At 52.3% G+C, this 21,367-nt stretch carries 27 protein-coding genes; 14 read left to right on the forward strand and 13 right to left on the reverse strand.

Translation table 11 applies throughout. From position 1 onward, the window contains the following. Positions 1–35 precede the first annotated feature (35 nt). From N037_RS01450 to N037_RS23335, 3 genes are read right to left on the reverse strand one after another with little or no spacing between them, the layout of a single operon-like run. A complete protein-coding gene (locus tag N037_RS01450) occupies positions 36–419 on the reverse strand; it encodes a hypothetical protein (protein ID WP_197278565.1) in 384 nt (127 codons plus the stop codon). Between the two features lie 22 nt (positions 420–441). Next, on the reverse strand, positions 442–663 hold the full coding sequence (locus tag N037_RS01455; protein WP_032638446.1) for a phage filamentation protein Fil family protein: 222 nt from the start codon (positions 661–663) through the stop codon (positions 442–444). A 13-nt stretch (positions 664–676) separates the two neighbouring features. After that, positions 677–946 carry a DNA-binding protein gene (locus N037_RS23335; protein ID WP_072058752.1) on the reverse strand — a complete coding sequence of 90 codons (270 nt, stop codon included), beginning with the start codon at positions 944–946 and terminating at the stop codon, positions 677–679. A 120-nt stretch (positions 947–1,066) separates the two neighbouring features. On the opposite strand from N037_RS23335, the gene N037_RS23340 reads away from it, so the two are divergent. From N037_RS23340 to N037_RS01475, 5 genes are all read left to right on the forward strand, one after another. Then, positions 1,067–1,366: a helix-turn-helix domain-containing protein gene (locus N037_RS23340; protein ID WP_032638449.1), complete on the forward strand. Its 300-nt coding sequence runs from the start codon at positions 1,067–1,069 to the stop codon at positions 1,364–1,366. A 76-nt stretch (positions 1,367–1,442) separates the two neighbouring features. After that, positions 1,443–2,429: a phage integrase gene (locus tag N037_RS01460; protein ID WP_032638451.1), complete on the forward strand. Its 987-nt coding sequence runs from the start codon at positions 1,443–1,445 to the stop codon at positions 2,427–2,429. Next, positions 2,422–2,820 (forward strand): hypothetical protein, encoded by a 399-nt coding sequence (locus N037_RS01465; protein WP_050511206.1) that lies wholly within the window; start codon positions 2,422–2,424, stop codon positions 2,818–2,820. Before N037_RS01460 ends, N037_RS01465 begins: the two co-directional genes overlap by 8 nt. Next, entirely contained in the window at positions 2,807–3,121 is a 315-nt protein-coding gene (locus N037_RS01470) for a hypothetical protein (protein WP_231686661.1), read from the forward strand. Before N037_RS01465 ends, N037_RS01470 begins: the two co-directional genes overlap by 14 nt. A 206-nt stretch (positions 3,122–3,327) precedes the next feature. After that, positions 3,328–4,212 carry a D-hexose-6-phosphate mutarotase gene (locus N037_RS01475; protein WP_032638453.1) on the forward strand — a complete coding sequence of 295 codons (885 nt, stop codon included), beginning with the start codon at positions 3,328–3,330 and terminating at the stop codon, positions 4,210–4,212. 78 nt (positions 4,213–4,290) lie between these two features. Here the strand turns inward: N037_RS01475 and N037_RS01480 are convergent, their stop codons facing one another. Continuing rightward, positions 4,291–5,037, reverse strand: a complete 747-nt coding sequence (locus tag N037_RS01480; protein ID WP_032638456.1) for a MipA/OmpV family protein — start codon at positions 5,035–5,037, stop codon at positions 4,291–4,293. A gap of 430 nt (positions 5,038–5,467) precedes the next feature. Here N037_RS01480 and yeaG point away from each other — a divergent pair, with 430 nt between their 5' ends. The 3 genes from yeaG to N037_RS01495 all read left to right on the forward strand — a co-directional run bounded on the left by yeaG (position 5,468) and on the right by N037_RS01495 (position 9,360). Then, complete coding sequence (gene yeaG, locus N037_RS01485) at positions 5,468–7,402, forward strand: protein kinase YeaG (RefSeq protein WP_008500713.1); 1,935 nt, start codon at positions 5,468–5,470, stop codon at positions 7,400–7,402. A 74-nt stretch (positions 7,403–7,476) separates the two neighbouring features. After that, on the forward strand, positions 7,477–8,760 hold the full coding sequence (locus N037_RS01490; RefSeq protein ID WP_032638458.1) for a YeaH/YhbH family protein: 1,284 nt from the start codon (positions 7,477–7,479) through the stop codon (positions 8,758–8,760). Positions 8,761–8,859: 99 nt separating this feature from the next. Further along, a complete protein-coding gene (locus N037_RS01495) occupies positions 8,860–9,360 on the forward strand; it encodes a YbaK/prolyl-tRNA synthetase associated domain-containing protein (RefSeq protein ID WP_023335328.1) in 501 nt (166 codons plus the stop codon). Positions 9,361–9,381: 21 nt separating this feature from the next. Here N037_RS01495 and yoaI read toward each other — a convergent pair whose 3' ends face one another. After that, a complete protein-coding gene (yoaI, locus tag N037_RS24750; RefSeq protein WP_010430055.1) occupies positions 9,382–9,486 on the reverse strand; it encodes a small membrane protein YoaI in 105 nt (34 codons plus the stop codon). A gap of 145 nt (positions 9,487–9,631) precedes the next feature. Between yoaI and N037_RS01500 the strand changes: the two genes are divergently transcribed. Continuing rightward, positions 9,632–10,078, forward strand: coding sequence for a DUF441 domain-containing protein (locus tag N037_RS01500; protein ID WP_003857881.1), 447 nt, complete (start codon positions 9,632–9,634; stop codon positions 10,076–10,078). Here N037_RS01500 and N037_RS01505 read toward each other — a convergent pair. Continuing rightward, positions 10,062–10,853, reverse strand: a complete 792-nt coding sequence (locus N037_RS01505; RefSeq protein WP_032638460.1) for an AraC family transcriptional regulator — start codon at positions 10,851–10,853, stop codon at positions 10,062–10,064. The two genes, N037_RS01500 and N037_RS01505, sit on opposite strands and share 17 nt — an antisense overlap. Positions 10,854–10,952: 99 nt before the next feature. Here N037_RS01505 and N037_RS01510 point away from each other — a divergent pair, with 99 nt between their 5' ends. Next, positions 10,953–12,140, forward strand: coding sequence for a CynX/NimT family MFS transporter (locus N037_RS01510; protein ID WP_032638462.1), 1,188 nt, complete (start codon positions 10,953–10,955; stop codon positions 12,138–12,140). 32 nt (positions 12,141–12,172) lie between these two features. Here N037_RS01510 and N037_RS01515 read toward each other — a convergent pair whose 3' ends face one another. Further along, the gene (locus tag N037_RS01515; protein ID WP_023335325.1) at positions 12,173–12,880 is read right to left on the reverse strand and encodes a CTP synthase C-terminal region-related (seleno)protein; all 708 of its coding nucleotides are present in this window, start codon (positions 12,878–12,880) and stop codon (positions 12,173–12,175) included. Between the two features lie 101 nt (positions 12,881–12,981). Between N037_RS01515 and N037_RS01520 the strand changes: the two genes are divergently transcribed. Further along, positions 12,982–13,326 carry a DUF488 domain-containing protein gene (locus N037_RS01520; protein ID WP_023335324.1) on the forward strand — a complete coding sequence of 115 codons (345 nt, stop codon included), beginning with the start codon at positions 12,982–12,984 and terminating at the stop codon, positions 13,324–13,326. Here the strand turns inward: N037_RS01520 and N037_RS01525 are convergent, their stop codons facing one another. Next, on the reverse strand, positions 13,327–13,632 hold the full coding sequence (locus N037_RS01525) for a hypothetical protein (RefSeq protein ID WP_023335323.1): 306 nt from the start codon (positions 13,630–13,632) through the stop codon (positions 13,327–13,329). Between the two features lie 79 nt (positions 13,633–13,711). Beyond that, a complete protein-coding gene (locus N037_RS24535; RefSeq protein WP_023335322.1) occupies positions 13,712–13,966 on the reverse strand; it encodes a putative hemolysin in 255 nt (84 codons plus the stop codon). 309 nt (positions 13,967–14,275) lie between these two features. Here N037_RS24535 and N037_RS01535 point away from each other — a divergent pair, with 309 nt between their 5' ends. Next, positions 14,276–15,304, forward strand: a complete 1,029-nt coding sequence (locus tag N037_RS01535) for a sensor domain-containing diguanylate cyclase (protein ID WP_032639128.1) — start codon at positions 14,276–14,278, stop codon at positions 15,302–15,304. Between the two features lie 45 nt (positions 15,305–15,349). Then, positions 15,350–15,448: a YoaK family small membrane protein gene (locus tag N037_RS24755; protein ID WP_029739841.1), complete on the forward strand. Its 99-nt coding sequence runs from the start codon at positions 15,350–15,352 to the stop codon at positions 15,446–15,448. A gap of 129 nt (positions 15,449–15,577) precedes the next feature. Here N037_RS24755 and N037_RS01540 read toward each other — a convergent pair whose 3' ends face one another. From N037_RS01540 to N037_RS01550, 3 genes are all read right to left on the reverse strand, one after another. Next, positions 15,578–15,826, reverse strand: coding sequence for a GlsB/YeaQ/YmgE family stress response membrane protein (locus N037_RS01540; protein ID WP_008500746.1), 249 nt, complete (start codon positions 15,824–15,826; stop codon positions 15,578–15,580). Positions 15,827–15,940: 114 nt separating this feature from the next. Further along, a complete protein-coding gene (locus N037_RS01545) occupies positions 15,941–17,425 on the reverse strand; it encodes a sensor domain-containing diguanylate cyclase (protein ID WP_369796137.1) in 1,485 nt (494 codons plus the stop codon). Positions 17,426–17,538: 113 nt separating this feature from the next. Next, the gene (locus tag N037_RS01550; RefSeq protein WP_032638464.1) at positions 17,539–19,059 is read right to left on the reverse strand and encodes an EAL domain-containing protein; all 1,521 of its coding nucleotides are present in this window, start codon (positions 19,057–19,059) and stop codon (positions 17,539–17,541) included. Between the two features lie 235 nt (positions 19,060–19,294). Here N037_RS01550 and N037_RS01555 point away from each other — a divergent pair, with 235 nt between their 5' ends. Next, on the forward strand, positions 19,295–20,794 hold the full coding sequence (locus N037_RS01555) for an EAL domain-containing protein (protein WP_032638466.1): 1,500 nt from the start codon (positions 19,295–19,297) through the stop codon (positions 20,792–20,794). Positions 20,795–21,084: 290 nt separating this feature from the next. Here N037_RS01555 and N037_RS01560 read toward each other — a convergent pair whose 3' ends face one another. Continuing rightward, complete coding sequence (locus N037_RS01560) at positions 21,085–21,330, reverse strand: DUF2543 family protein (RefSeq protein WP_032638468.1); 246 nt, start codon at positions 21,328–21,330, stop codon at positions 21,085–21,087. Positions 21,331–21,367 lie beyond the last annotated feature (37 nt).

The raw sequence follows: 21,367 nt of genomic DNA on the forward strand, positions 1-21,367 counted from the left end.
TTAGCGCCTGTTTCTTTTTTTTGGTCAGTTATTTGTTAATTGGTTGGTTTGTCTGGCTCTGGCGGCTTGTCACGTAAAGCCTGCATTTCAGCGCGGGGCGCGGCGTAGTCCTCAAATTCCCACGGCATTGACGCAGCGAACTCTGAAAGGCGCTTAATCCCCATCATCAGGCAGGTTTGTTCCGCTTCGGTCAGATCAGCAAAAGCTAAATTCAGGTGGCTGCGGGTCAGTTGTGGTAAACCGGCCACGCGGCTGGCCGCATCATTCGCCAGGATGAAAACCACTTTCTTGCGAGTTTCATCCAAGCGATTAAAGCGGGTTGCCGTATCGTTCACGCGGTTGGCGTTCAAACTGGCTTGCAGTCGGGCGCGTTGTTCCAGAAAACTGCGGCGGCCCGGTTGCTGTCCTGTTTTATCCATGAACATATCCACCTCACCAGAACTAAGCGAAGATGCCCATCAGGCGGGCGAACCAGCGGCGCTTTTTACGCGGGCGAGACATAAACGGCAAACGTGACTGTTTGATGAATTGCACGTCAGTTGCCTTTGGCTGGAAGAAGCGCCCGTCCGGGGTTTCGATCCAGCCCTGGGTGTGGGCGCGGTGTGTTATCTGCTGGCTTTTAGTTAATAGGCTGGCAAATGAAGGGCATTGAATCATATCCATAATTGTCTTTGCCTCAGTTCATCATTTCAGTGTAACGCTCGGCTTTGTAACGGGCGTTCATATAAAGCGCATAAAGGTTAACTTCACGCTTTTTGCCAGGTGCAGTCTGGAGAATCGGAATTAATCCCCGATCCGCTCTTGTACGTATTGCACCGACTGAAACCCCCATACGTTTTGCATATTCTGCAAGCGATTCGGAGACACGGTTACCGAATGGATAATCAGAAGGTAATTGGTTGTTTAATGACCCAGCATTCACTGAGGTTTTCAGCTTCTTAGGCATAGTGTTATTCTCACCTTTTGGGGCTTTCTGCTGTAGTTTGTTGCAGTTAGCCGTTTTCCATTGCTAGTTGGAAGTGTTTTCACTACCAATGAGCGCAATATTAGGAGTGAAAACACTACCATGTCAAGCGATCGTGGAAAAAGGCTCAAAGAAATACGTGAGGCTGAAGGTTACAGCCAAGCAGGATTTGCAGAGTTAACAGGCATAAATATCGGAGTTATAAAGAATTATGAGTCTGGTCGTTCCGGCGCAGGTATAACCGTTATTGATCGAGTAATCGAGACTAAAGACTTTAGTAAATACACCTTGTGGCTAATGACCGGCGTAGCTAATGAATCTGCCGGACAGATCTGTCCGGCTCTCTCCCCTAATGGGCAAGAGAACACATCCGACCACCCAAAAGGCCACAAGGCTGGTTAGTCGCATTGAAAATTAAGGAAAATTGGTCAGCTGGCGGGATTTGCGCCTACAAAGTGAACTTTTGGGAGGATGCCGAATGACAGTCTCTAAATTGCCTGACGGCAGGTATCTCGTAGACGTGCGTCCTCAGGGTCGGAATGGGAAGCGGATTAGAAAACGATTTACAACCAAATCCGAAGCTCAGCAGTATGAGCGCTGGGCGGTTGCGTCTTTTCACAATAAAGAGTGGCAGGAACGGCCAGCGGATAAACGCCAGCTTTCCGAGTTGATCGACCTCTGGTATCAGATTAAAGGCCAGATGATGAAATCTGCTACCAATACCCACAACAAAGTTAAAGCGATTGATAAACGGCTTGGCTATCCGCGTGCAGATAAAATTAACAAAAAAATGATTGCCGACTACCGGGCTAAACGATTCGAGGCGGGTGTTACAGCAAACACAATCAATCGCGATATCACAGCAATCTCAGCAGTGTTTACCACTCTCATCGAGACCGGAAACTACCATGGAGAAAATCCATTCTCCGGTACTAAGAAGTTAAAAATCGCCACTGTCGAAATGGGATTTTTAACTCGGGCCGAAATCAGCGCCCTACTCGCTGAACTTCCCGAAGATGAACAACTGGCGGCGAAGCTTTCACTTTCAACTGGTGCGCGCTGGGGGGAAGTTAAAGGTCTCATGAGCACACGTATTGCCCATGGCCGCGTTACGTATACCGATACAAAAAACGGCAAAGATCGCACGGTGCCGATAAGTGAAAAACTTGAGAAAGCACTTAAGGCGCGGGGGCGTGGTTACATTTTTTCTAACGTTGATTATGACATTGTGAGAGAAGCGCTTAAGAAAGTTGCGCCTGACCTGCCGAAAGGCCAGGCAGTGCACGCACTACGTCACACATTCGCGTCTCACTTTGTGATGAACGGCGGCAACATTTTAGTGCTGCAAAAAATACTTGGTCACGCAAATATTCAACAAACTATGGTCTATGCACATCTTGCGCCCGACTTCCTGCAAGATGCGGTCAAGTTCAACCCCCTTAATGAGGATTCTGAAAATGGGTGAACAACTGGATGATACCCAGAACAACAGTGTAGAAAGTAAGAAAAAAGCTTTCACTCAACTCTTAGAATCGGTTGCTCCATCCGATTTCTTTAGATTTCTGGATGCAAAGGGAGTAACAACAATCTGTCCTGGTTGTCAGCGTGATGGTTTGCAGGTTACTGCTATATCAGGGAAGAAAAACTTAGATGAGTTAATGAAAGGAGACGATGGCAAAAGCTTCGTAACATACTTTAGACTTGAACCAGGCCATGCTGGCGATACGGATCATAATTATTACTATAAGTCGTTTTGCGAGAACTGCGGTTACATCACCATGCACGCTGTGACGCCCGTTCTACAATGGCTCCAGTCTGAAGCGAATCAGGGAGGGGCTGAAGATGAGCAACTATAGTGATATCATAACGCCACAGATTGGCTTCTCGTATGGAGGTATTAGACAAGTGGGTATGCGCAGAAGTGACGCTTCAAGTTCCGATGCCTCAATGGACGGTCGCGTAGCTCGCATTGAGTCAGATATCTCATACATCAAACGAGATATTCAGGATCTTAAAGGCGATATTAAAGATGTACGAAGTGATATCAGAGAGATTCGAACTGATATGCGCACTGACTTCCGAATCACCTTCGGTGCCCTGATCGCCGTCGCCCTAGGTCTTGCTGGAATCATGGCTCGTGGTTTTGGATGGATGTGAATCACAGCATAAAAATAGCCCCGCAATGCGGGGCTTTTTCATTTTTGCGTGTCCACAAATTGCCCTAAAGACTGATGTTAGGCGTGGTTTTATGCTGTAGAATGTTGTAACCACGTCACTGTAAAAACAGTAACTTACTGAATTTCAAAGATAAAGATAGGCCACTTCGGTCGCCTTTTTTTATTTATAAGACAGAGGATTGCTTAATGATTAATAAAATTTTTGCACTTCCGGTAGTCGAACAACTTACCCCTGTGCTCTCCCGCCGTCAGATTGACGGTGCCGACGTTATCGTCGTTGACCATCCGCGCGTCAAAGCGTCCGTGGCGCTGAACGGCGCCCACCTGCTCTCCTGGAAACCGGAAGGCGAAGCCGAAGGTTTATGGCTGAGCGATGCGACTTCCTTCAAAAAAGGCGCCGCAATCCGCGGCGGCGTGCCGATCTGCTGGCCGTGGTTCGGGCCGTCCGCACAGCCGGGTTTGCCGTCTCACGGTTTTGCCCGCAACCAGCAGTGGACGCTGAAAGCGCATAACGAAGATGACAACGGTGCGGTGCTGACCTTTGAGCTGCAGGCTAATGATGAAACCCGCGCCCTCTGGCCGCACGATTTCACCCTGTACGCCCGATTTAAGCTGGGTAAAACCTGTGAAATCGAACTGGAGGCTCACGGCGAGTTCGAAACCACCTCTGCCCTGCACACCTATTTTAACGTGGGTGATATCAGCGCAGTGAAGGTGAGCGGCCTGGGCGATACCTATATCGACAAAGTGGATAACGCCAAAGAAGGTAAACTGAGCGACGGCGTACAAACGTTCCCTGACCGTACCGACCGCGTCTACCTGCACCCGGAAGCGTGCAGCGTGATCCACGACGGCGCCCTGAACCGCGGAATTGAAGTGGTCCATCATCATCACAGCGACGTGGTGGGCTGGAACCCGGGTCCTGCGCTGTCCGTCAGCATGGCCGACATGACGGATGAAGGGTATAAAACGTTTGTCTGCGTGGAAACGGCCCGCGTGACCACCCCGCAGAAAGCGAGCGAAGAAAAGCCATCTCGTTTAGGGCAGACGATCCGCATTGTTAAGCGATAATCTCGCCGCACCACATTAAAGCAAACGGGGCGCAAGCGCCCCGTTTTAACGCACCGATTGCACAATGTAAGTGCACAATCAGAACTTGTAGGTCACACCGACAGAGAAGATGCCTGCCCAGGACTTGTCGACCATCGGGCTATCCTTCACTTCATCGCTCAGACGCTCGTAGCGGCCGGTACCGTACACGCTCCAGTCGCCGAGGAAGTTATAGCTTGCGGTCAGCTCCAGGTACGGATCCCAGCCGTCATCTGCGCTGTAGCTCTTCAGACCGCTACGGCGGGACTCGTTTTTAGAGACGCCATAGTAATAGTCGTTGTAGTTCTCGCTGTTGTACTGCACACCAATACCCGGCGTCAGAGTCAGCCCACCGTTGGTATAGCGGTACAACCACGCAAGATCCCAGATAAAGCCGTTGCTGTTATCCAGCGTATCACCCGCCAGAGCCGTTCGCAGGAAGCCATACTGGGTGTTATGCACATAAGAAAGGCCAGCCATCATTGAGCTTTTACGCTTGTCGAGCTGGCGAAGCGCATGGCTGTCGCTGTCACCCGGCTTGAAGTGCGTTGGATCGTAGTAGGCCATGATAGAGAGCTTATCAGCCGTATCGTTCCAGAGATAGTAGCCGCCGCCGAGCCCGCGGAACCAGAAGTTATCGCCTTCATAGGTGATAACGGGAACAGGATAAACGTCACGGTCATACTGCTTGTACGGGCTGTTAATGACGCCAACACCCGCGCCAACCGTCCACTGACTTTCCGCCTGTGCGGTGCTTACTGCGGTCGCGGCAAGGATGCCTAATGACAGAAGTTTGAGTTTGGTCACAATCCATTCTTTCCTGTAGTCAAATAATCAGCGGGTGAAGTGTAACCGCCATTCCCGTACATCCCAAAATTTTTTGCCTGCTAATCAGTCTGATTAACCCATTATTTTTAACTTTTCAGATGACAGCCCGCTTACATTTATATGACCACTGAGTGAAAAACGTGCATTTGTCTTATAACGACAGTGGAAATTTTTGGATGAGTTATTGATATGTCATTGAAAGTAGATTTTCTGGGCATGCAAGTTTTGCAAATGCCATCTACGCTTTAATTTAAGAAGAGTTTTCCTGAACACCTGCGGTTCTTAGCGTCTGACCTGGCACACAGGTTGCTGCTCTGGCAGTGGGGTGCGAGAGATTCTCTTCCGGGAGCCTCCACTACTCATACGAACGGCTCTTATCCTGTGCTAAAAAACGAAAGGACGGCATGCCATGAATATATTCGATCACTATCGCCAGCGCTATGAAGCTGCCAAGGACGAAGAGTTCACACTGCAGGAGTTTCTTACCATCTGTCGGCAAGATCGCAGTGCCTATGCCAATGCGGCAGAACGGCTATTGATGGCTATTGGTGAGCCAAACATGGTTGACACTGCCCTGGAGCCTCGGCTTTCCCGTCTCTTTTCGAATCGGGTGGTCGCCCGATATCCGGCGTTTGAAGAGTTCTATGGTATGGAAGATGCCATCGAACAGATTGTCTCCTATCTGAAGCATGCCGCTCAGGGTCTGGAAGAGAAGAAACAGATCCTCTATTTACTCGGCCCGGTGGGTGGCGGTAAATCCTCGCTGGCTGAACGCCTGAAGTCGCTGATGCAGCGCGTGCCTATCTATGTGCTGAGCGCCAACGGTGAACGCAGCCCGGTGAACGACCATCCGCTGTGCCTGTTCAATCCGCAGGAAGATGCGCAGATTCTGGATAAAGAGTATGGCATCCCGCGTCGCTACCTCGGGACCATTATGTCGCCGTGGGCGGCAAAACGCCTGCACGAGTTTGGTGGCGACATCACCAAGTTCCGCGTAGTGAAAGTCTGGCCATCTATCCTTGAACAGATCGCCATCGCCAAAACAGAACCCGGCGATGAGAACAACCAGGACATCTCGGCGCTGGTGGGTAAAGTCGACATCCGCAAGCTGGAAAACTTCGCGCAAAACGATCCGGATGCCTACGGCTACTCAGGCGCGCTGTGCCGCGCGAACCAGGGGATTATGGAATTCGTCGAGATGTTTAAAGCACCCATTAAAGTGCTGCATCCTCTGCTGACGGCTACCCAGGAAGGCAACTACAACGGGACGGAAGGTATCTCCGCCCTGCCGTTTAACGGGATTATTCTCGCCCACTCGAACGAATCTGAATGGGTGACCTTCCGTAATAACAAAAACAATGAGGCCTTCCTTGACCGCGTCTATATCGTCAAGGTGCCTTATTGCCTGCGGATCTCCGAAGAGATCAAAATTTACGAGAAGCTGCTTAACCACAGTGAGCTGGTGCATGCCCCCTGCGCGCCGGGCACGCTGGAAACGCTGTCACGCTTCTCCATCCTTTCGCGTCTGAAAGAGCCGGAAAACTCCAGCATCTATTCGAAAATGCGCGTTTATGACGGTGAAAGCCTGAAAGACACCGACCCGAAAGCGAAGTCGTATCAGGAATACCGCGACTATGCCGGGGTTGATGAGGGGATGAACGGTCTGTCCACGCGCTTCGCGTTTAAGATCCTCTCCCGCGTCTTTAACTTCGACCATGCGGAAGTGGCGGCCAACCCGGTTCATCTGTTCTACGTGCTGGAGCAGCAGATCGAACGCGAGCAGTTCCCGCAGGAGCAGGCTGAACGCTACCTGGAGTTCCTCAAAGGTTACCTGATCCCGAAATACGCCGAGTTCATTGGCAAAGAGATCCAGACGGCCTACCTGGAATCCTATTCAGAATACGGGCAGAACATTTTCGACCGTTATGTCACCTATGCTGACTTCTGGATCCAGGATCAGGAGTACCGCGACCCGGATACCGGCCAGCTGTTTGACCGTGAATCCCTGAACGCGGAGCTGGAAAAAATCGAGAAGCCTGCCGGGATCAGCAACCCGAAAGACTTCCGTAACGAGATTGTGAACTTCGTCCTGCGCGCCAGAGCGCATAACAACGGACGCAATCCGAACTGGACCAGCTACGAGAAGCTGCGCACGGTCATTGAGAAGAAAATGTTCTCCAATACCGAAGAGCTGCTGCCGGTGATCTCGTTTAACGCCAAAACCTCAACCGATGAGCAGAAAAAGCACGACGATTTTGTCGACCGTATGATGGAAAAAGGCTACACCCGCAAGCAGGTCCGCCTGCTCTGCGAATGGTATCTGCGCGTGCGTAAATCGTCTTAAAACAAGTGCCCGGTGGCGGTTAGCGCTTACCGGGCCTACAAAATGCAAGTTGGCAAATGCAGTACGGGGGGTATATGACCTGGTTTATTGACCGGCGTCTTAACGGCAAAAACAAGAGCACGGTTAACCGCCAGCGCTTCTTGCGTCGTTATAAAGCGCAAATTAAACAGTCTATCTCCGAGGCCATCAACAAACGCTCGGTGACCGACGTCGACAGCGGCGAATCTGTCTCCATCCCCACCGATGACATCAGCGAACCGATGTTTCATCAGGGGCGAGGCGGCCTGCGCCATCGCGTACATCCAGGTAATGACCACTTCGTTCAGAACGACAGAATTGAGCGTCCTCAGGGCGGCGGCGGTGGTTCAGGAAGCGGTCAGGGACAGGCCAGCCAGGACGGTGAAGGTCAGGACGAATTTGTCTTCCAGATTTCGAAAGATGAATATCTCGACCTGCTGTTTGAAGACCTGGCGCTGCCGAATCTGAAAAAGAATCAGCATCGTCAGCTTAATGAATATAAAACCCACCGCGCGGGCTATACCGCCAACGGCGTGCCCGCCAATATTAGCGTTGTGCGTTCGTTGCAGAATTCGCTGGCGCGACGCACGGCGATGACGGCGGGAAAACGCCGCGAACTGCGCGAGCTGGAGAGCAGCCTCAAGGTCGTGGAAAACACTGAACCGGCGCAACTGCTGGAAGAGGAGCGCCTGCGTAAAGAGATTGCAGAGCTGAGGGCGAAGATCGAACGGGTACCGTTTATTGACACCTTTGACCTGCGCTACAAGAACTACGAAAAACGCCCTGAGCCCTCCAGCCAGGCGGTGATGTTCTGTCTGATGGACGTATCCGGCTCGATGGACCAGGCCACCAAGGATATGGCGAAGCGTTTTTATATTCTGCTCTACCTGTTCCTGAGCAGAACCTATAAGAACGTGGAGGTGGTCTATATCCGTCACCATACTCAGGCGAAAGAGGTGGATGAACATGAGTTCTTCTACTCGCAGGAGACCGGCGGGACCATCGTATCAAGCGCTCTGAAGCTGATGGATGAGGTAGTGAAAGAGCGTTACGACCCGGCGCAGTGGAACATTTATGCCGCGCAGGCGTCCGATGGCGATAACTGGGCCGATGACTCACCGCTGTGTCACGAGATTCTGGCGAAGAAAATTCTGCCGGTGGTGCGTTACTACAGCTATATCGAAATCACCCGTCGTGCGCACCAGACCCTGTGGCGGGAATATGAACATCTGCAGTCGATGTTCGATAATTTTGCCATGCAACATATCCGTGACCAGGATGATATTTATCCGGTGTTCAGGGAGCTGTTCCACAAGCAAGCTTCTACCAGCAACGCATAATCCCACAGCCAGCGAACCCGCTGGCTGTTTTCTTTCGACCCCGCTTATCCCGTGCTAATGTAGAACGCTGCATACTGGATTATCACCGGGAAAATCGTTATGACTGACGACGTTATTGGCACAGGAACCCACCAGCAACTGATTACCTTACTCACCGAGCAGGGCGCGCGTTTTCGCGTCATGGAGCACGAGGCGGTCGGGAAATGTGAAGCGGTAAGTGAAATTCGCGGGACCGATCTGCGGCAAGGCGCCAAAGCTCTGGTCTGCAAGGTGAAGGGAAACGGTGTAAAAAAACACGTTCTGGCGATCCTCGCCGCCGATCTGCAGGCTGACCTGAGCCAGCTTGCCAGCCATTTTGGCGGGCTGAAGGCCTCCCTCGCCAGCCCGGCCGAGGTCGATACCCTGACCGCCTGCGTTTTCGGCGCTATTCCGCCCTTTAGCTTCCATCCTGATTTGGCGCTGGTTGCCGACCCGCTGCTGTTCGAGCGCTTTGACGAAATCGCGTTTAACGCCGGCCTGCTGGAGAAATCCGTGATTATGGATACCCAGGATTACCTGCGCATCGCTCGTCCTGAACTGGTGACCTTCCATAAAGCGTAACCGCGATGGCTGACGATCCGGTCAGCCTTTTCTTTCCAGGAACAGCACGGAGGCGACGAGAATAACGGCAATAGCGAAAAACGATGAGGAGATAATCAGCGTTTCAACAAACATGTGATCGTTCATGATGGCGACCCCTTTTGCGATATCTGCCTCCGTTTTAATCCGCGTAAATGACAAGGTTATGACAACAATAAAATCTTTTTAAAACTGTCCTGCGTCGCGTTTGCGCGTACTGTAAGCAGGTTAATTATTTAGGCAAGGATTCCCTATGTTTGACCCTACTCTGCTCATTCTCCTGGCACTCGCCGCGCTCGGCTTTGTCAGCCATAACACCACCGTCGCCATCTCGATTCTGGTGCTGATTATTGTTCGCGTGACCCCGTTAAATACCTTTTTCCCGTGGATAGAAAAACAAGGCCTCACCATCGGGATCATCATTTTAACCATCGGGGTAATGGCGCCCATCGCCAGCGGTACGCTTCCCGCCTCAACCCTGCTGCACTCGTTTGTAAACTGGAAATCGCTGGTGGCGATCGCGGTGGGGGTTTTTGTTTCATGGCTGGGCGGACGCGGCGTTACGCTGATGAGCAGCCAGCCCTCGCTGGTGGCAGGTCTGCTGGTGGGCACCGTACTGGGCGTGGCGCTGTTTCGCGGCGTACCGGTGGGGCCGCTGATTGCGGCAGGCCTGGTCTCTCTGTTTATCGGGAAGTCGTAGTCAGGCTGGCCATATAACGCGCTGGCGTCTGGCCCAGCCCCTTCCTGAACATGGTGATAAACGCGGTGGTAGAGTCATATCCCAGTGACTGTGCCACCTGCTGTACCGATTTCCCACTTATCAAATGCTGTAACGCCACGATCAGCTGCAGCTGGTGGCGCCAGCGGCGAAAGCTTAAACCGGTCTCTTTCACCACCAGCCGCGCCAGGCTGCGTTCGCTCATGGCAAAGTGGCTCGCCCACTGCGCCAGCGTTTGCCAGTCGGCAGGCTCTTCCGCCATCTTCTCGCTCATCAGCCGAATTTTAGGATGGGGCGAGACGGGCAGCTGCAGATGTTCCTGACGCTGGAGCGGCAGCTCGTCAAACAGAACGTCCACCAGGCGCGACGTGGCCGTAAGAGGGAGTTGTTCACGCGATTTTTCCGCCAGGGATAAAATCAGCTCCCGCACCAGAGGAGAGATTTTCAGAGTGCAGCAGCGGTCAGGCAAGCTTGCAGCCCCCGGCTCAATGAACAAAAAGCAGAGCTGCGCGCCCGGCGTGGCCCTGTTACTGTGCGGCATTTGGCCGGGGATCCAGACGGCGTACTGGGGCGGAACCATCAGCATGGCATTTTCCACTTCGCAGGTGATCGCGCCGCCGAGCGCCAGAATCAGCTGTCCCTTACGGTGATGATGTCGGGGAATATACTGTTCCTCCGCCACCACGCGGATGCGAAATGCGACGGCCGCATCGTGCTGGCTATCAGGATCGTAGCCCTCCAGTCCCAGACCAATCATCAGTTTGTCCGATTTTAGCGATAAACTGTCATTTTAGCCTGATTTCAACCGCGGAGAAAATCGGTATTGTGTGCGCTCGCTTGAACGTATGAGAACATAATGACTACTGCCATTCGCACCTCAGGAAAACACGGCGCGCTGTTGATTGCAGGCATCCTGATGATTGCCACTACGCTTCGCGTCACCTTTACCGGCGCAGCTCCGCTGCTCGACACTATTCGTCTTGATTATGGCTTAAGCACGGCGCAAACCGGTCTGCTGACCACCCTGCCCCTGCTGGCTTTCGCCCTTGTCTCACCCCTCGCCGCAGGCGTTGCCCGACGTATCGGCATGGAGCGCAGCCTGTTTGTCGCCCTGCTGCTGATTTGCGCCGGAATTGCGGTTCGCTCGCTGCCCTCCGCCGGGCTGCTTTTCATTGGCACAGCGGTCATCGGCTGCGGGATTGCGCTCGGGAACGTGCTGTTACCCGGATTAATCAAACGTGACTTTCCGGGACAGGTGGCGAAACTCACCGGAGCCTATTCCCTGACGATGGGCGTCTCGGCGGCGTTTGGCTCAGCGATGATTGTGCCCCTGGCGCAGGGTAGCGCGGGCTGGCATGGCGCGCTGCTGATGCTGATGGCGTTTCCGCTGGTCGCGCTGCTGCTCTGGCTGCCGCAGTGGCGTCAGAAACACGTTGCGACGGTAACGGGCGCTGGCGCGCTGCATAATCGCGCCATCTGGCGTTCGGCTCTCGCCTGGCAGGTAACGCTCTTTTTGGGGATTAACTCGCTGATTTACTACGTCATCATCGGCTGGCTGCCGGCGATTTTGCTCAGCCACGGCTACAGCGAAGCGCAGGCCGGCTCGGTGCACGGGCTGCTGCAGCTGGCCACGGCCGTGCCGGGGCTTGCCGTGCCGCTGGTCCTCCACCGTCTGAAAGATCAGCGGGCCATTGCAGGCGCGGTGGCGCTGTTGTGCGCGGTAAGCGCGGCGGGGCTATGGTTTATGCCTGACATGGCGGTGATGTGGACGCTGGTGTTTGGCTTTGGCACAGGAGCAACGATGATCCTCGGCCTGACGTTCATCGGCCTGCGCGCCAGCTCTGCACACCAGGCTGCGGCGCTGTCCGGCATGGCGCAGTCGATTGGCTATCTGCTCGCCGCCTGCGGCCCTCCGCTGATGGGGAAAATTCACGATAGCGCGGGAGACTGGCGGATCCCGCTTCTGGGCTGCGCCCTTGCCGCCGTGATAATGGCTATTTGCGGCGTGCTCGCCGGGCGAGACCGGGAGATCGCGCCCCGTTAAACAGTGTGGCAGACCATCGGGTCTGCCTTTTCTTACCCTCGAGCCGCGCGCAGCATCGCCTGCACCAGCACGACCGGGCGTCCTTCCAGCGCGGCACGCTCATGCTGGAATAGGGTGATCACGAAGAACGGGTGCGTAACCAGCTCTGCGGCGCGAATTTCACCCTGTTCGTCCCATCCCGTGACGTGCATATCACCGCTTTCCAGCGCCTGTGCAAACGCCGGCGACACGCCATAGTTACAGTGATACCCCTCTTCAATTTCCGGCCTGCCGTACGCTTTCGCGATCAGCGTATTTTTGCGCAGCTCAATGGCATCAGTTTTTTCCACCAGCGAGCATGTCAGCGGCGCAATCACCATGGTGCCTTCGCTATCCGTCTCAGCGTGTGCCGCATCGGCCCAGCCCAACACATTGCGGGCATACTCAATCAGCGCATGCTGGAACCCACCGCAGGTGCCAAGGAACGGAATGCCGTTTTCACGGGCGTAGCGCGCGGCGATAAAGGCTGCTTCGGTGTTTTTATAGGGGCTGGCGGGAACCAGCCAGATGGCATCGTAGCCCACCAGATCTTCAGGGCTTGTCAGCTCCGTGGTAGGAAGCCAGTCGTAATCGGCGGTGAGGTCCAGAACTGCGGCGGCGTCGTCAATGGCCAGCGGGATCGCCTGATGCGCAATAACATTGGGATTGTAATCGCCAACCAGCGCAATGCGCAGCGTCGTTTTAACCGGGAGGTGTTCCATGAAAGGTTCCTTATGCCAGAGTATTATCAGATAACATAAGGAACCTCAGACTACCGATCTTCTGCAATTATCACAATACCTTAAATTGGGAGGGTGGAATCATGATTCAATGCAAACGCGTGTACGAACAGGCAGGTCCGGACGATGGCTATCGGGTGCTGGTGGACAAACTGTGGCCGCGCGGCGTTAAAAAAACGGACCTCGCGTATGATGAATGGTGTAAAGCGCTCACGCCTTCAAATGAATTACGCAAGGCCTTTCACAGCGAAACCATTGATTTCGCCGCTTTCAGTAAGGCCTATCGGGAAGAGCTGGCGCAGCACGCTGACGAGGGAATGCGTCTGGCGACGCTGGCGAACGGGCAGACCGTCACCCTGCTCTTTGCTGCCAAAGACACGAAGCAAAATCACGCCCTGGTATTAGCCGACTGGCTGCGCCATCTCTGATCAGCCGATCGCCAGCTCATCGAGGATTTGCGGCGCTTCATCGGGAGTGAGCGGCATCAGATGTTCGGCGCGGACAAACGCAAAGCCGTGCTGATTATCAAAGGCGTAAACATCACCCGTCACCAGCCAAAGCGCGCGATCGGCGGTTGCGGGTAATTGCGTCATCACGCCGTTGACCGGGTTAACGAAACGCTGTCCGGGCTGGCACAGGCCAAACAGCTCAACAGATTTACCAATATTGCGACGGCCTGACGCCGTGCGGGCACCCACGATCATCGCCATGCTGCCCGGTTTAAGCTGAAACATACTTCTCTCACGATAACAATAGCCAGGACTGGCTAAGAATAATCCTAAAGAGAAGTGTATCGCAGGCACTATACGTCTGTCACCTGGTGGGTTGCGGACGATCGCGACGATAGAGCGTCCATTCATCGATCACTTCACCGCCCGGTAGTTTGCACTCCGTGCGTACGCCCTGCGGGCTTTGAACCGGGATCTGTTCCCCGCCTTTCTCAAGGCAGTACACGGAGGCCGGGTTCGCCATACCGATAGCGTGCGGCGGTTTCGGGGCATCGGGTGGGGTCGTTTTTGCGGTGCAGGCCACCAGGGGAAGCGCCACCGCCAGAAGCAGAAATCTCATCTCATTGATCCTTGTGACATGATTACGGTCTAAGGGTAACGGGTCACCGCCGCTTTCTCCATGATTTCTCCATTTTAACTGCACTTTTCAACACTATAGTGAGGCGTGTTCTCGATATGACCAGAGAACATCATTCCGTAATCAAGATGTCTTTGCCCCGGTCTCAACAACGGGGCTTTTTTTCTCTCCTGCTGCCCTCTCCCTGCATATATTAAATTTTCTGTATTCATGTTTTACTATGCCTGAAGTCTAAAAACTCAGCATAACATGCAGATGCAGACGTCTTCTGCCTGGGAGTCATTCTACGTCATGTCGGATATTATCCTTGCCCGTGTTTCAGAAACCCTCGCCACTGAACAATCCCTTGAAAGTCTCGTACGTCAGCTGCTGGAGATGCTGGAGATCGTGACGGATATGGAGTCGACTTACCTCACCAAGGTAGATATCGAAGCCCGACTGCAGCATATCCTCTACGCCCGCAACAGCAAGCAGATGACAATCCCTGAGGGACTCAGCGTCCCGTGGGATGAAACACTGTGCAAGCGCGCGCTGGATAGCGACACCGTATTCAGCAACGACGTTCCTGAACGCTGGCCGGAGTGCGAGGCGGCGAAAGCGCTCGGCATTACGACCTACATGAGTATTCCTGTCCATCTTGCGGATGGTTCGCTATACGGAACGCTCTGCGCCACCAGCACGGCCAGAAAGCCGCTGAGCGAGCGCGGTGAACAGGTTCTGAAGTTATTCGCCGGGCTGATTGCCCAGTCCATTCAGAAAGAGTCGCTGGTAACCCAGCTTCGCGAAGCCAACGCGGCCCTCATCGCGCACTCCTACACGGATGCCCTTACCGGTTTACCCAACCGTCGCGCCATTTTTGAAGATCTGACCACCCTGTTTTCGCTGGCGCGCCACCTTAAACGTAATACCGTCATCGCGTTCATCGATCTGGATGATTTCAAGCTGATTAACGATCGCTACGGCCACGAGGCTGGCGACCAGTTCCTGATTGAAGTGGGCAAGCGTTTGACGGAGGAAAAACAGCAGGACGATATCATTGGCCGGTTGGGTGGCGATGAATTTCTGGTGGCGTCGCTGAGCCAGCCTCACCAGGACGGGGATAACCCACAGGTTACGCTGCTCAAAACGCGCCTCAGCGCCTGCATTGCCGGTGAATACTGGCTGGGCAGCGTTCATATTATTTATCCGGGAGCCAGCCTCGGCGTTATCGAAGTGGATCCAGGGATAACCGATCCTGACAGCGCATTACGCGCCGCGGATGTCGCGATGTATCAGGATAAGAAAGGAAAAAGCAAAACACGCTTTCTCACTATGGATTAACCCCGTACACTCTACGGCGTTATAGAAACCGAAACAGGTGATGGTATGAGAATAGGGATCCTCTTCCCGGTCGTTATTTTTATAACGGCGGTGATTTTTTTAGCGTGGTTTTTTGTCGGTGGTTACGCGGCTCCGGGGGCATAAATGAGAAAAACGACCCTCATTATGCTGATCGTTGCCATCGCGGCGTTTGCCGGCACGCAGCTAGGCTGGTGGTAAACCCGCCACGTAAAAAAGGCCGCCATCTGGCAGCCTTTTTTAACGCGTTAAGGATCAGCTTTTGATTTTTCTGTAGATAAACAGAACAACCAGCGCACCGATCACCGCGACGGCGAAGCTGCCGAAGTTAAAGCCATCGACTTTGCCAAAACCGAATAACGTACTGATCCAGCCGCCGACTACCGCGCCGACAATCCCCAGTATTACGGTGACGATAAACCCACCGCCATCTTTGCCCGGCATGATCCACTTCGCCAGAATACCCGCAATAAGCCCAAAGATAATCCAGGATAAAATTCCCATAACTTTCCTCTCTGTATGGTTTTTGTCATTAAATCAACGACACAAAAAGAATAGCACAGGATCTGAGAAAGGAAATTTGTGATAAGCATCACTCTATGTGAGCTTCATCTCCTGTCATACCCCAACAAACGCGTACCGGTTACGTCCTGCGCGTTTTGCCTGGTAGAGCGCCTGATCGGCGGCAATAATGATATTCTGCTGGCTGCCCGCGATGTCGACCGCTCGCGCGGTAGAAATTCCGACGCTTACCGTCACCCGCCCGAAGGGGCTAAAAGCATGCTCGATTTGCAGGGAAAACACATTGCGAATAATTGTCTGCGCCAGTCGAAGCGCCTCCTGGATATCGGTATCAGGCAATATCAACGCAAACTCCTCACCGCCGTAGCGCGCCACAACCTGATTATCATGGGTAAGGCTCTCCCTGAGGCTGTTTCCCAGCAGCGCCAGACATCGGTCCCCTTCAGGATGGCCGTAGTTATCGTTGTATTTTTTGAAGAAGTCCACATCCACAATCAGTATCGAAATCGGTGCATCATGCGCGGCACAAAGCGCGATTTCCGAGAGGATTTTTTCATCAAAAATGCGACGGTTGTAAAGCCCGGTCAGCGCATCCTCAGAGGCGATAATCTTCAACGCCTTATTATCTCTGCTTTTTCTGGATAAGTCGGAATACAGGAAGTATGACGCGACGATGAGTATCGCCGTGAAAACGAAAATGAGTACCGCCAGCTGAATGGCCTGCTTGCGCCACGGTGCGAGGGCTTCATCAATGCTGACGGCCACGGTGGTGACCAGTCCGTAGCGTCTGTTTTTCTCATAGGCATAAATGCGTTCGATTTTATCAAACCGCGAAACGGAACGGGCTATCCCGGTATTTTGTACCTTAAGGTATTTCCTGAAGAGAGGTGAGTCAGAAACAATCGTCCCGATATAGGTATTTTTAAAAGGATAACGGACCAGCAGCACGCCTGACTCGGTTGTTAAGCCAATGACGCCCGCGTGACCAATATTAATCTGCCCGTAGAGCGCGAGAAAATTCTCGATACCCAGCGTCACCACCACCACACCATTAAATGCCCCGGTGTGGGTGTCAAGGCGCCGACTAATGGTGATAACCCATTTACCATTGGTTCTGCTGACAACGGGCTCGCCAATAAAAATCTGCTGATTTTTATTTTCCTGGTGATAGATAAAAAATGACCTGTCCGATCCTTTGCGTGGGCCCGTAAACGTTTCGTGCAATGCGGTAAATATATCGCCCCTGGCATCGTAAACAACCACATTATTAATCTGGGTAAGCAGATTATCCTGATTATTTATCATTCGCTGAATATGGCTCGCCTGTTGCGGGGTCATGCCATAAATTTCGATTATGTCGGAAATGGTAGTAATTAACATTTCACTCTGGCGCATGATCCCCTCAGTGTAAACATCAAGGGTATGGCTCAGGTTAGCGACGCTGGTATTAATTTGCTGGATTGACTGCTGCCTGGACGTAGCAATTTGGACGGCAAGCGACAGCGAGATGATCAATGAGACAATGATGACGGTAATGATTGTTGTGTAAAAAGTATTTTTCACATGCACGAGCTTTTCCACCTTATCACGCCTGACATCCCTGGCTGACAACTCTTGTCACTGTAACAAAGCTCAGGATAAGAGGAAAATGAATTGCACTTAAGCATACAACAGAAGCTCGTCTTAATTTCGTTTTACAAACTTACCGTCTCCCGGGGCTTAGATAAAATGACTTTAATAAAATCGATATAGGAGACGGGCTTACCAAAATAATACCCCTGCAACAGCGTAATCTCATTACGGTTGAGATACTCCAGCTGCGCTTTCGTTTCTACCCCTTCAGCCACAATGCGCAATGAGAGTTTTTTCGCCAGGTCAATGACGCAGTCCAGCAGGATCGTTGAGTCTTTTTCATCTGAAACCCGGTTCACAAAGCTTTTATCAATTTTAATATAATCAATGGCAAGCGCATTAAGGCATGAAAGACCTGAATAACCTGTACCAAAATCATCCAGTGCAATGACAAAGCCGGCGTTATGCAGCATGTTGAGGTTTTCCACCAGGTGAGGATTGTCGATCAGCGGTTCACGCTCGGTCACCTCGAGAACCAGTTTAACCTCTTTACCCTGAAACCCGTTCCCGAAGACGCGACAGTCACCGATGAAGGAAGGCGCATTGATATGTCTGGCGCTGATGTTCACCCCGATATGAAACCCGTCCGGTAGCTTAGGCAAAAGCGGCTTAAGCTGGGTCACCACTTTCGCCATCAACCCTTTGGTGAGCGGAATAATCAAACCGCTACGTTCGGCAATCGGAATAAAGACATCCGGCGGGATAAAGCCTGACTTTGGATGCTTCCATCTTGCCAGGACTTCAACGCCATACAGCCCGCCGGTATCGCCGTTCACGATCGGCTGGTAGTACGGCACGATCTCCCCCTGCAAAATGGCCTTACGTAAGTCGTCTTCAAAGGAGGTGCTTTTCCCCTTGTAACGGCGGATCAAAATACCCACAGCCACGGATAGCGCAAGAACCAGCAGAATCAGGCTCCATCCCTGCTGCAGAAGCCGCGTCAGGCTAAAGAAGGCAGGCGGTTGCCAGGCCAGGCTAAAGGGGAATTGCGTTGACGCCGTAAGCGCTCCTGCCCAGGAGGCGGCTTTCCAGCCGGTAACATCACCGTTGCGCCCAAGCATGCTTTCACCAACAACCAGCCCCAGATCTACGCTGTTTGATGCGCTCGCGATGACGTCCCGCAAATGCGCGTCACTCACGCTGACGATGACGCGCCCTGCCGCGACAGGCATCTGGTAAATAAGCACCGGAATGCCGTTTACCAGCCGATTGCCGGGTAGCAGCATCAATTTTTCGACGGGCAGCGTCTCAGGATGAATAATCAACACGCCATTCCCGGGAAGGGAAGTGCAGATGATTTTACCCTGCTGCTCGATCATGATGGCGCGCAGATGCGGTTTTAGCGCGGCCTCTGTCCCCAGCGCCAGCTGTCCGCTGCCGTTACACCCTCCGGCCGCAACGCGCTTCGCCGTGTTGGCCGCACTGGCGGCTTCAGCCAGAATGCTTTCTATTTTTTGGGTGCTTGCCGTGGCGGTATGACTATTATTAAGCTTCGCCATCTGCCATAGCTGCCAGTTAATAATCAAAATGCCGCTCAGAAAAAGAAACAGAGCGCTAAGAATAGGTATCATCACGTTGCGCATGATGTTTTCCTTAAATAGAAAAAACAAGCATGGATGTTCTGGAAGAAGCGCCTGTGCTACCCGGTATTGCTTATAACAATGAAAATAGCTTAGCTGAGAATTGTCTTAAAAAACTGATACTTTCGTATGAGTTCACCCGCCGGTATTTACTCACATGACGTGACTATCAGGCTTGTTCCTTGCCCTGGCTGTGTTAAGATTTGTGAAATCAGGGAGCGGACTGGATATCTGGAAAATGAAAAAGCTCATTGCCGTTGCTATCGTTTCAACGCTTCTGGTCTTCCTGTCTCTTTATGCGGTCAATGCTGTAATCATCGGTCAGCAGAAGAGCAAACAGCGTGAAATATCCCGTACCCTTTTACATTATTCAGAAGACGTGTCCCAAAGCGTGGCGCTGGGCCTCAAAAGCATCACGACGCAGGGGTGTGATAAAACCAGCCTCGATCGCTACAGACAAATTAAGCTTAATAATCTTTATTTTGCCGATATCGGCTTTATTGAGAAGGGAAAAATTGTCTGTACCGCTTTTTGGGGGAAACTCGCGACGCCCGTCGCTCTTCCTGCAGAACTGCATAAAACGCCGAGGGGCTTTCTGCTGGCCCAGTTTTCGCGAAAAGACTTTTTCACGGGTAATGCGGCAATTTATAATAATATTATTATCTTCACCTCCCGCTATGCTTACGATAAATTCACTCCGGTTACCGCAAGCTATTCGCTTAGTGCTACCACCAAAGACTTCGGCAGAGTCTTTTTTTCGGCCGCCACGGCGCTAAATCAGCAGAGCTGGCTGCATTCGACGTTGTTTACCCTGACCCTGACACAGTGCAGCGCCTTGTGGGACCTGTGCGTCATCGTGAAGCATCACGACGCCGGGCTGGCCTCGTTACCTCCGTTTATCTTTGCGCTTCTCGCGGTTATTCTCTGTTTTATCTGGATCGCAATAACGTTATTTATCTTCCGCATCTATGAAGACCGTTTTTCTCTGGAACGTACGCTGATCAAAGCCGTCATCACGAATACCATCAGCGTTAACTATCAGCCCATTATTCGCATTCACGATCAAAAAATCGTAGGCGTCGAAGTTCTGTCGAGATGGCGCGATCAAAAGCACGGGGACGTCTCTCCGGAGCTGTTTATCCCATTAATTAAGAAGATTGGTCTGTATAAAAAATATTACAGTAATATTATCGAGAAATCCGTTTCAGAGATTGCCCCACTGGCGATGAAACATCAGCTGATAGTATCCATAAACGTTGGGCGAAAGGAAATTGAAGATGGGCAGTTCATTACCATTTTGCGTCGTGCGTGTTTTGCCAATCACCTTCCCCTTTCCCTGATGAAGGTCGAACTCTCTGAGAAAGCCGTTTCCACGGCAGATATCCTCGAGGGATTCTGTCAGGAGCTGAAATCGCTCGGCGTTAAAATATCAATAGATGATTTTGGCGTGCAAAACTCGAATCTCGCCCGCCTGTCGCTGCTTGAATATGATGAGATCAAAATTGATAAGTCGCTGGTGGACGGCATCAGCGAGCATTATAAGCAAAACATCTTTGCTATCTTCAGCGATGCCCTTGCAAGATTGAATAAAACCCTTGTTTTCGAGGGTGTGGAAAATGAAGTTCAATATCGCTTCATTGCGAGCAGATATCCCGATGCACTGATCCAGGGATGGTATTTTTCAAAAGCACTCACCCGCAGCGAACTGGCGAAGCGACTCACCGGTATCTCACCGTAACCAGAAGACTTGCGTGTCCGTTTTTTTCCAGTCGGGCATTTCCATTTTTAACGCAAAAACATATAGTCGTCACAATCAGACGGTAGATTACCCTGACGCACACTCCTATTTTGGTTAAAAACGTGAAAATATCCTTACTATTCCCAGCAGTACTCTTTTGTCTGACCGTTATTTTCGCGCTGTTTATCGACGCCCCCGCTTCACATATTCTGCGAAAAAAATGCATGTGGTCCGATAGCGTGATGCTGAGCTGTATTGCTAAGCATCAGCATAACGGTTTCTGAAGCAGACTATTCATTTCCCCACTGATTGAGGAAATTCGCAATATCATCAATGCGACCCGCACGGATCCCGGCCTCAGTGGCCATCTCCTGCTGGGCTTCCTCGCTAATCTCCTCATTATTCGCTAAGCGGGTGAGCAGCAACTGGAAATAGTGTGCCAGCGCGTCGCGCTCCGACTCCGCAACCTGCTCTGCGGCTTCCGTCGCGTACTCATCGGCAATGTCATAATATTTCAGTGGGATATCGTTGTGCATAACTGTCTCGTCTCAGGTCAATAAAGGTAACGTCACG

It is taken from the genome of Enterobacter sp. EGD-HP1, from assembly GCF_000733275.2.
Taxonomy (GTDB): Bacteria; Pseudomonadota; Gammaproteobacteria; order Enterobacterales; family Enterobacteriaceae; genus Enterobacter.